The organism is Candidatus Binatus sp. (assembly GCF_030646925.1).
Lineage (GTDB): Bacteria > Desulfobacterota > Binatia > Binatales > Binataceae > Binatus.
Map to the genome: position 1 here is coordinate 65,839 of NZ_JAUSKL010000083.1, position 9,416 is coordinate 75,254.

A 9,416-nucleotide genomic window follows, 5' to 3' on the forward strand; every position below is an offset into this window, starting at 1 on the left:
CGAGCCGAATGCCGGAGCCAGCCACCAACGGAACGAACCGAACGCCGCACATCATCGTGAAGGATCTCACGATGGCGTACGGCAGTTTCGTGTTGATGCGCGATATCAACTTCATCGTTCGCCACGGTGACATCTTCATCATCATGGGCGGCAGCGGATGCGGCAAAAGCACGCTGCTGCGGCATCTGATTGGCCTCAAGGAACCGGCCACCGGCGAGATCATCTACGGCGACGTCAATTTCACGAAAGCCTCGCCGGAGACGCGCGAGCAACTGCTGCGCCGATTCGGAATCCTCTACCAGAGCGGCGCGCTCTGGAGTTCGATGACGCTCGCACAAAACATCGGACTGCCGCTCGGCGAGTTCACCGATCTGAAGCCCGCGCAGATTCGCGAGATCGCGGCGCTCAAGCTCGCGCTGGTCGGGCTTAGCGGATTCGAGGACTACTATCCCAACCAGATCAGCGGCGGGATGCAGAAGCGGGCGGGACTGGCGCGCGCGATGGCGCTCGATCCGGAAATCCTGTTCTTCGACGAGCCGTCGGCCGGGCTCGATCCGATAAGCTCCAGCCTGCTCGATGAACTGATCATGGAATTGCGCGACAGCCTCGGCTCGACCGTCGTGATCGTCACGCACGAACTCGCGAGCATCTTCGCGATCGGCAACAACTGCGTGTTCCTCGACGCCGAATCGCGGCTGCAGATCGCGGCCGGCGATCCGAAAGAACTGCTGGCGAATTCGCACGACCCGCGGGTGCGCAAGTTCCTCACCCGCGGCAAAGAGGGGGGCGATACGTCGAACGCTCATGGGTAAACGAATCAGTCCGACCATGATCGGAGTCTTCGTCGTCGGCAGTTTTGCATTGCTGCTGACTGCGATCGTCGCCGTCGGCGCGGGAAATCTATTTTCGAAACCAAAACGCTTCGTCTGCATGTTTCAGGGCAACCTGAACGGCCTGAAAGTCGGCGCGCCGGTGAAATTCAAGGGCGTGCAGATCGGCACCGTCGAGGAAATCAAACTTATCCTGCCGCCTTCGGAAGGCGAAGTAAGCCCGCAGGTCAAAGAGCTGCGCCTGCCGGTGATCATCGGAATCGATCGCAAGATGATGCAGCAGCGCGGCGGCAGCGGGCAGGCGCTCACCAAGGAGGGCTTCGAAGGGATGCTGGTCCGCGGTCTCCGAGCGCAGCTCGAAACCGAGAGCCTGCTCACTGGATTGCTGTTCGTCGATCTCGACCTGCATCCCGACGCGCCGCTCAACCTAGCGCTGATTCCGGGGCGCGGCGATTTGCAGGAGATCCCGACGATCCCGACCGATCTCGAGCGGATTCAGAAGCAGGCGACCGAGGCATTGGTGAAGATCGATCAGATCGACTTCAACGGACTCGTCGTTTCGATCACCAGGGCGGCTGACTCGATCAACAATCTCGCCAGTTCACCCGATTTGAAGGCGATGCTCGCGTCGATGAAGGAGACGGTGCCGAATCTCAACCAGACGATCACTTCAATGCGGGCCGCGCTCGGCGAAGTCAAGGAAAAGATCGGGCCGCTGGTCGCGAGCATCCAGAGCAGTTCCGTCGAGGCGAACGAAACGATGAAGGACACGCGCGATACGCTGGTGGCGCTGCAAGCGGTGCTCGAACCTAGCTCGCCGCTATCGGTGCATCTCAACGAGGCGCTCAACGAGCTCGCCGACACCACCCGTTTGGTCGGCGAATTGACCGACTATCTACAAAGAAATCCCGGCTCGCTGCTGCGCGGCAAGTACGTTCCGGAAAAGGATCGAACCACCAAATGAGTATCAAAGCGATCCTGATTGCGATCGTCGCGATGGTCGCGGCTGCGGGATGCTCGCCGATCCTCGCGCCGCAGCCGGATAAATCGACGTTCTTTATCCTGTCGCCGGTCTCGAGCGGCGTGACCGTCAATGCGTCCGGGCCACCGCCGGTGAATCGCGACTCGCAACTGACGCTCGGCGTCGGTCCGATCGATTTTCCTGTTTACCTGAGCCGGTTGCAGGTCGTCACTCGCACCTCTCCGAATCAAATCGTACTCGCGCAGGAGCGGCGATGGGGCGAACCGCTGGACAAGAATTTCGCGCGGGTCTTTTCCGAAAATCTCTCGCTCCTGATGAACACGCAGCGGATCGAAAAGTATCCGTGGCCGCACAAAACGCAGGTCGACTATCAAATCGCGATGGACGTCCAGCGCTTTGAAACCAGCACCGACGGACAATCGCAATTGATCGCGCGATGGGTAATCAAGGACGGCGCGACCGGCAAGGATTTGTACGCCTCCGAGACGGTGGCCAGTTCGCCCGTTTCCACCGGTGACGCGGGAGCATCGGCGGCGCTGAGCAACGATCTCGCGACGCTGAGCCGCGAGATTGCCGCGCGAATCGTCTATCTGCGCGCGATGCACAATCGCGCCGTCAGCGAGAGCCGCTCTCAGGCCACTAGCAAGCTCGATCTTAGGTAATATCGACGATGCGGGGATCGATCATCGCGCGCAATCCAGCGCGCGAGAATCGATCCCGATTGATGCGACGTTCCGCGCAGCTACGCGGCGGCCGATTTCTTCTTCGCGTCGTTTGCAGCCTGGATACGCAGCAGTTCTTCCCATCCGAGATACGACGTGAAACCGTCCTCGTTGAAGAACAGCACCGGCCCGTTGCAGATGAAAAGGTAGTCGGTATCCTCGAGCGCGGTGGTTGCACCGTGCACCATCCCGTTCGCTTCGTACACGTAGTCGCCGGTCTTGAGAATCCCGGTGCGCACTTGCAGCTTGCCGTTCAGGATGAAGGTGTGTGACGCCGTCAGATGCTTATGCGCAGGCGCGACGTAGCCCTTCTTCCAGCGGAGCAGGACGGCCCAGGTGCCGCTTTCCGATCCGGTCCACAAAATTTTCATGAAGGAGCGTTGCGGATCGTCCGCCGACGGAATCCAATCCATCTCGGACGAATTCACCAGCGTGTCCATCAGGGTGCTATTGAAGGGGCTGATATCTTGTGGCAGCGCCATTTGAATTCTCCTTGCTCGAAGAGCTGTCGCGAGTTTGCGACAATCTTTCGGCGATCGTCAACCGGCCGCATCCCGACATACGCGGTGCGGCGCCGGTGAGATCCCTATCGCCCGGCGCGCCTGAACGACTGAGGTATCGAACCTTGAGATCAGTAGGGCCGGACCTTCAGGCGCTTCGTGGGATTCCGGTAAATCCAGTGCGTAACGAATAGCGCCGCCGCAACGACCAGCACTTCGCACGCGATCAGCATCCGGTATTCGCCGAGCCGGCTCGCCGTCATGGCCGGCGCAGTGGCCTCGACCGGCACGATTCCCAACTGGCTCCAGAAGTGATGCTCGAAGCCGGCTATCGTCGGCACGAAGTACCACAGCAGTCCGAGCGTGAACGCGATGATCAGCGCGAACACGCCCAACTGTTCTGGCACTCGTACCCTCGCGATCGCGGCCAACGATTCCGGCGCGGGCGCGGCAATCGTCGAGCGGTCGAAAGCAGGTTTGAAGTTCCTGCGGGGAGCCTCCGGTTCTTTGAGGCTGTCCGCCGGCTCGGGCGCATCGTCGTCGAGCTCAACCGCCACTGCGAAGTCCGGCGTATTGCCGCCGCGAATCATCCGCAGGATGAAGAGCATGTCGTCCTTGCCGGTGAGAGAACCCAGCAGCGCGCACGTCCGCAACGCTTCCAGTTCCTCGGGCGTGACTCGAAGCCTTTCGAGCAGCTCATGGTCGCGGCAAAGCGCTTCCCACGCCTCGCGCTTGCCGTTGGGCGCGGCGATCGCGCCGTTGGGAGCATTTATCTTCACGAAATATGATCCCCCCGTATGACGGTCGATTCAGGACTGGCTCTTTTACAGAAGCCTGCAATTCTTAAAATAGACAATATTCTGCACTCGAAAGCAAGACTAAAAGTGTCTTAACAAGTATAGACACTATTAGCCTCAATAAACGACGCTTTAAAATGCGTAAAGTTAAACTATCTGTAAATAATTCTCTACTTTATGTTTTTCTCGCAGATCGAGAACAGTTGTAGATAAATCATACAAATAGATTCGCGTTTTGCGCGCCAAGTCTGTGGCCGTGGCGCAACAAAGTGCCGATCACTGTCGGAAATTTCCTTAGTCGGATTTTGCTACTACTGGACGGTGATCGGGATGCGCACGTCGAAGGCCGCCTCGATCGCGATGCCGCTTCTCGTCGCGGGAAAAAACTGCCACTGGCGCAGCGTCTCGAGCAGCAATTGGTTTAGCCGCGGATTCGGCGTCGGCGTCGCGAGCGACACCTCGACGTCGCCCTCGGGGGAGACTCTGAAGTGCGCGACGGCTTCGGCCTGGATTACATCTTCGCGCAGTTCGTCGGGGATGACCGGCGCGGGCGCGTAGATCGCGCGAGCGCCGGTACTGTCCGAGCCGGGGCCGGTACCGCCGCCAGTTCCTTCGCCGGACGCACCCTCACTGCTGGCGCCGTTGGATGACTCGCCCGTCGTAGGCGATCCTGCGGATCCATTTTCGTCCGCAGTTCCGCCCGATGAAGGCGATTCAACCGGCGCCTGCTTCGCCTTCTCGCGCGGCGAGCCCTCGATCGAAGCCGGCGGAGTGAGAGCCTTCCTGGGAGCCTGCATAACCCGCGGACGCGGTGCGGGTTTCGCGATCGGCTTGGGCCGGGGCTTGACCGCCGGGGTACTCGGCGCGCCACCGCCGCCGCCTTGCAGCCCGCCGATCGGCATCTCGACGATGCGCGCCTCGATTGGCTTGAGCTCGGGCGGAGGCGGCGCGCTTTGCTGGAGCAGTCGGGCGAAAGCGAAGAGCAACACCGCCCACGCGATAATCGCGGCGGGCAGCAGCCACACCATTCGGCGCCAGGGATCGTCGAGCGGCGCGATGCGCTGAATTTCCGCGTGCGGCGTCATTCGCGCTTGACCGCGATTAGGAAGTGCTCGACGCCCGCGCGCCGCGCCTGAAGCATCGCTTGCACGACGATACCCTCGGGCGCAGCGCTATCCGCCGCGACCACCACACCCGGATCGCCGGCGGTGAGCATCGGCTTTAGCAACCTGGCCAAATTCTCAAGTGTGACAGGCGTCTTATCGAGGTAGAGGTGGCTGTCGGCGGTTACCGTCAAAGTGACTGGCTCCTTGTGCTGAAGATTCTCAGCGTTGCCCTTGGGCAGATTCACGGTGAGTGAGTTGAGGCTCTGCATCGAGAGCGACGCGAGCATGAACGTCACCAGCAGAAAGAACATCACGTCGATCATGGGAATGATCTCGATTCTCCCGCGGCGCGATTCCCGCGAACGGCGAAACTTCATCTCGATGCTCCTGCGGCGCCGCGTCCAACGCGGGAGGTTGCAAGCTTGTCGTCGATACCGGCGCCGCCCTGAGATTCCTGATCGAGCCGGATATGGTCGATCAAGCGAGAACCCAGCCGCTCCATCTGGTCGAGCGCGTGCGACTGCGTGCGCGAGAAGAAGTTGAAGCCGAAAAGTGCGAACAGCGCGATCAGAAGGCCTAGAGCAGTCGCGATCAAGGCCTGCGCTACTCCGGCGGTGACCTGAGTCGGCGCAACCAGTCCAGAACCTCCTATCACCTGGAAGGCCTGCATCATTCCGGTAATAGTACCTAGCAGGCCCATCAGCGGTGCGGCGGTAACGATAGTCTCCAGCACCCAAAGGCCGCGTCCCAGCGACTTTTCGATCCCGCCAGCTTCGTCGCCAGCGCGCGATTCGACCCACCAGGCAGGCTTGCTCCGGTTGTCGGCGATAGCGCGAAAGAAGCGGGCATAGGCATTGCGCGGTCCGAGCGATTTAAGTTGTTGGTCGAGTTCATCCCATGAAAAGCCGTAGGTCTCGATCAATTCGAGCAACGCCGCGGGCATCCTTAGTGAACGTAAATACATCGCAGCGCGATCGAAGATGATCACCAGAGCAATCACGCCCAAAACAAGCAATGGGTAAACCATCGCGCCGCCATAACGGAGCGCGTCGAAAGTGTTTCTAAGTTCATCCATGCGAGCTACCTCGGATTAATTCGGTAACGATAAATGCGGTATTCATTGAACAGGCGATGAAGGTCTATTGAACGGAAGTTCCCAGGTGATACCTGCATAAAGGGCGCGGCGCGGCCCATACTGAGGAGCGCCGACACCGATCCCGGTGCCATTGCGGATCAAATAGGTCCGATCGTTCAGATTGACGATCGCGCCGCGCAGGACAAGCGCGCCGGCTTGCGCCATCTCGATGCGTTTTGTGATGCCAGCGTTGAGCTGAATGTAGTAGGGCAGGTTGCCGGTATTGGCAAAACCGCTGCGCAAGCCGCTGCCATAGATGCCGTCGATGGTGAACATGAAGGTGTTCCAGGTGTATGCCGCACCAGCCGACGCCGAAAACGTCTGATCGTGATCGAGGAAGACGTAATGGCTGCCGATGTACTTGAGCTCATTGCGATCGAAGTTGAACTGCCCGGAGGTGACCTGCGTGCCCTGACCCACGCTGTAGGTGAAGTTCGCGTACGTCGTGAGCTTCTCGAGGTTGTAAGAGCTGGTAAATTCGACACCGTAAACCCGGCCCTTGTCGTAATTGAAGTTGGTAAAGATAAGTGCCGGCCCGAACTGGCCTTCGTCGAGTAGCTGGCTCGCTTTCTTGTAGAAAGAGTCGATGCCGACGTTCAGGCGCGGCAGAATTTCCTGCGTGATGCCGGCGTCGAAATAGTGATCGCGTTCGGCCGTAGGATTGCCGTTGCCGTTGCTCGGCGGCGCGCCGGTAGTGTTCTGAAAGGCCTTGATCGAGCCGATCGAAACAAGCTCGGTCGGCGGTGGCGTGAAGTAGCGAGCATAAGCCGCGTGCAGTGTCGTATGCTTGAAGGGGGTATAAACGACACCGATTCGAGGACTTAGCTGATCGGCCCTGACGAGTCCGTCGTAAAGATCGAATCGGGCGCCATAGTTGATCGTCAGCTTTTCGATCGGTTTCCATTCGTCCTGCAGATAGCCGCTGTAGTACCAACTGGTCAGCGCATGGTTGGCGGTGATCGAAAATGGAACATTGCTCGATTGCGCTCCGCTCGAATCGGTCCGAAAAATGGATTCGTGATTGTCGATCTCCGCGCGCTCGCCCCAGAATGAACCTCCCAGGCGTAGCGTGTGATGCGCAACGCCGCGGTAAGAAGTATCGAGCTGAAAGCCGCTGGCCCAATCGCTGCGAAGAACCTTCGAGGCGGCTCCATTGTATATCAAGTCGCCAACGTGGTCCGGATTGAACGAAACGCTCGAATAGCGGCTGAACGGTGCGATCTGGTAGTCAAAGCTGGCTCCCACCTCTCCTTGCAGCGTAAGTACGCCAAAATAGTTCTGCTCGAACTGATTTTCGCGAATCTTGGCAGAAGGATAGGTAGGCACTCCGGCCAACTGAAAGGCCTGGACCTGATTGGGGTTAGCTGGAATCTGAAAGTGGCTGACTGCCGTTCCTGTGATCAGGCTTAGCCGGGTGGTCGGACTCAGGAAGTACGAAAAGTAACCAAAGCCCGAGCCTTGATTCGTCGTGTCATGAATCGCAGTGGGTCCGGTGGTAGGAGGTTCCAGTCCTCGATCGCTGCCATAGTACTGGCCAGTGGCGAAGTAGCTGAAGTTACCCTTCGAACCGCCGAATTCGAAGCTGGGTTGAGTAGTGCCTCGCTGACCACCATAGAAGTCGAGGTTTGAGACGCTATCGAGCAAGCCATCCTTGGTCTTGATATCAACGACGCCGGCGGTGCGAAGGCCGTATTGCGCAGGAAGAGCGCCAGTCAGCAAGCTGATGTCGCGAGCGAACCGCGGCGTTAGAATCTGGCCGAAGCCGGTCACTCCTTCGGGCAGCAAGACGCCATTCAGGCGATACTGAAGATTGCCATGATCGCCGCGCACATGCAGTTGGCCGTAGGAATCTTGCGCGACGCCCGGCGCCTGGAGGAGCACCTGGTTGAGCGGAGTGTTGTTGCCCTGCGGCAACTGGCGAAGTGCTTTCTCCGTGAAGGTGTAGATGCTGCCGCCGGTCACGGGCGACAGGCTGTTGCGCACCTTGTCGAGACGGCGAGCAACTACCGGCAAGCTCAAAGCTGCCACTGATTCCATCGCGATTTCGACTGGCTTGGGCGCGGTCCGTGTAAGCGTGAGAATGCGAGTCGCAGGTTTGAATCCAGGTTTGGTTGCGACGACCGCGTAAACGCCAATGCCAGGAGCCTCGAGATTGAACGCTCCCGACGAGTTGGAGGCAGCGCGCGCGACGATTTTGCCGGCGCTATTCTGCATCGACACTGATGCTCCATCGATCGGACGTCCTAGTGCGTCCTTAGCGGTACCTGTGACTCGAATTGGCGACTCATTAGGTGCGCCAGCGGCTACGACCGATGGCGCAGGGGCGAGCACCAGGACGATCATAATGCCCGCAGCCATAGCGAAAACATTTCGGCACATGAGGCTCCTCACGAACTCTCCTTCTACCGCAAAAGCGGAACGGCGGCGCGTGAATCCATCTAGCGCGCGCGTGGAAACCGATCTATCGAAGGAATGAAGTGCTAAGCGGCGAGCGGAGGAGCCCGAGTCAGAGACGAAGCAGAGCGAGGGGACAGATACACGTCGCGCGCAAGGCGTGCGATAAGTCGGGTCTCCAAGCCGGCATGGTATAAGACAGGTGCCGCGGTTGGACTGAAATTCGAATGGAAGGCAACCAGGCAAAGAGCGCATAGGCCGTTGTCGAGCGCCAGTTCACTGTGTGCGGTCAGGCGATCGGATGAGTCAATGGCATGCCAGTGGACGCTGCCGACAAACTGCGCCGCAAGGATCAGAATCGCGGCGAGAATCGCGATCCGGCGCCTGAAGTCGGACAGTGCGCTGATTTTGGCGAAGGACTTCATCTAATCAAGGGGAAACAAAATAAACCTACCTGCACCGGTTCACCTGAAGCAAACGGCACGCATTCAAAATCCCATCAGGGAAGCATCGACGCAAGTAACCTGCGTTGCGGCCGAAAGCGACCGCGAATATTCTGGTCGCCGTCAGCGCTCCTGGAACACGAATCTCGATATGACACTCACTTGCACGCAACGGTGATCCAAATGACTGGTCAGATCCTGATAGTCGATCCCGCCCGCAACGATATTCTTTACAACCCCGTCCAGACCGGCTTGTTGGAGCGCGGACACAAGGTCATGCGCTATCCGAGCTTCGATCAGTTCCTGAGCGACAGGCGGGCGTTGGAGACGGCGGACATCCTGTTTGCGCTGGGAGTTTCGATCAGGCGGGATCTGATGGCGCAGATGCCGCGGCGGCGCGCCGTGATGTCGCCGGTCACCGGCACCGACGGAATCGACGAGGCGGCCGCCACGGATCTCGGTATAATCGTCGGCAACGGCCAAATTCCGGAAAACTCGGAGAGCATG

At 59.3% G+C, this 9,416-nt stretch carries 9 protein-coding genes and 1 pseudogene; 4 read left to right on the forward strand and 6 right to left on the reverse strand.

What is annotated here, in order from left to right:
* Nucleotides 1-8: 8 nt before the first annotated feature.
* From Q7S58_RS14585 to Q7S58_RS14595, 3 genes are read left to right on the forward strand one after another with little or no spacing between them, the layout of a single operon-like run.
* Nucleotides 9-812 carry an ABC transporter ATP-binding protein gene (locus Q7S58_RS14585; RefSeq protein ID WP_304827115.1) on the forward strand — a complete coding sequence of 268 codons (804 nt, stop codon included), beginning with the start codon at nt 9-11 and terminating at the stop codon, nt 810-812.
* A complete protein-coding gene (locus tag Q7S58_RS14590) occupies nt 805-1,794 on the forward strand; it encodes an MlaD family protein (protein WP_304827118.1) in 990 nt (329 codons plus the stop codon). The genes Q7S58_RS14585 and Q7S58_RS14590 overlap by 8 nt, the downstream gene beginning before the upstream one ends.
* Nucleotides 1,791-2,474 (forward strand): membrane integrity-associated transporter subunit PqiC, encoded by a 684-nt coding sequence (locus tag Q7S58_RS14595; protein ID WP_304827120.1) that lies wholly within the window; start codon nt 1,791-1,793, stop codon nt 2,472-2,474. Before Q7S58_RS14590 ends, Q7S58_RS14595 begins: the two co-directional genes overlap by 4 nt.
* 80 nt (nt 2,475-2,554) lie before the next feature.
* Here the strand turns inward: Q7S58_RS14595 and Q7S58_RS14600 are convergent, their stop codons facing one another.
* The 6 genes from Q7S58_RS14600 to Q7S58_RS14625 form a co-directional block, all read right to left on the reverse strand.
* Nucleotides 2,555-3,016 (reverse strand): cupin domain-containing protein, encoded by a 462-nt coding sequence (locus Q7S58_RS14600; RefSeq protein ID WP_304827123.1) that lies wholly within the window; start codon nt 3,014-3,016, stop codon nt 2,555-2,557.
* A 149-nt stretch (nt 3,017-3,165) separates the two neighbouring features.
* Nucleotides 3,166-3,813: a hypothetical protein gene (locus Q7S58_RS14605; protein WP_304827126.1), complete on the reverse strand. Its 648-nt coding sequence runs from the start codon at nt 3,811-3,813 to the stop codon at nt 3,166-3,168.
* A gap of 329 nt (nt 3,814-4,142) precedes the next feature.
* Nucleotides 4,143-4,916, reverse strand: a complete 774-nt coding sequence (locus tag Q7S58_RS14610; RefSeq protein WP_304827129.1) for an energy transducer TonB — start codon at nt 4,914-4,916, stop codon at nt 4,143-4,145.
* A complete protein-coding gene (locus Q7S58_RS14615; RefSeq protein ID WP_304827132.1) occupies nt 4,913-5,314 on the reverse strand; it encodes a biopolymer transporter ExbD in 402 nt (133 codons plus the stop codon). The genes Q7S58_RS14610 and Q7S58_RS14615 overlap by 4 nt, the downstream gene beginning before the upstream one ends.
* Nucleotides 5,311-6,012: a MotA/TolQ/ExbB proton channel family protein gene (locus Q7S58_RS14620; protein WP_304827135.1), complete on the reverse strand. Its 702-nt coding sequence runs from the start codon at nt 6,010-6,012 to the stop codon at nt 5,311-5,313. Before Q7S58_RS14620 ends, Q7S58_RS14615 begins: the two co-directional genes overlap by 4 nt.
* Before the next feature lie 42 nt (nt 6,013-6,054).
* Nucleotides 6,055-8,721: a TonB-dependent receptor gene (locus Q7S58_RS14625; RefSeq protein WP_370655523.1), complete on the reverse strand. Its 2,667-nt coding sequence runs from the start codon at nt 8,719-8,721 to the stop codon at nt 6,055-6,057.
* A 65-nt stretch (nt 8,722-8,786) separates the two neighbouring features.
* Here Q7S58_RS14625 and Q7S58_RS14630 point away from each other — a divergent pair.
* Nucleotides 8,787-9,416: pseudogene (locus Q7S58_RS14630) on the forward strand (hypothetical protein); the annotation flags it as partial.

What these genes read in the sequence shown, in the direction of transcription:
- Q7S58_RS14585 (WP_304827115.1), top strand. Translation starts at nt 9, where the DNA reads ATGCCGGAGCCAGCCACCAACGGAACGAACCGAACGCCGCACATCATC.
- Q7S58_RS14590 (WP_304827118.1), top strand. Translation starts at nt 805, where the DNA reads ATGGGTAAACGAATCAGTCCGACCATGATCGGAGTCTTCGTCGTCGGC.
- Q7S58_RS14595 (WP_304827120.1), top strand. Translation starts at nt 1,791, where the DNA reads ATGAGTATCAAAGCGATCCTGATTGCGATCGTCGCGATGGTCGCGGCT.
- Q7S58_RS14600 (WP_304827123.1), bottom strand. Translation starts at nt 3,016, where the DNA reads ATGGCGCTGCCACAAGATATCAGCCCCTTCAATAGCACCCTGATGGAC.
- Q7S58_RS14610 (WP_304827129.1), bottom strand. Translation starts at nt 4,916, where the DNA reads ATGACGCCGCACGCGGAAATTCAGCGCATCGCGCCGCTCGACGATCCC.
- Q7S58_RS14615 (WP_304827132.1), bottom strand. Translation starts at nt 5,314, where the DNA reads ATGAAGTTTCGCCGTTCGCGGGAATCGCGCCGCGGGAGAATCGAGATC.
- Q7S58_RS14620 (WP_304827135.1), bottom strand. Translation starts at nt 6,012, where the DNA reads ATGGATGAACTTAGAAACACTTTCGACGCGCTCCGTTATGGCGGCGCG.
- Q7S58_RS14625 (WP_370655523.1), bottom strand. Translation starts at nt 8,721, where the DNA reads ATGCGCTCTTTGCCTGGTTGCCTTCCATTCGAATTTCAGTCCAACCGC.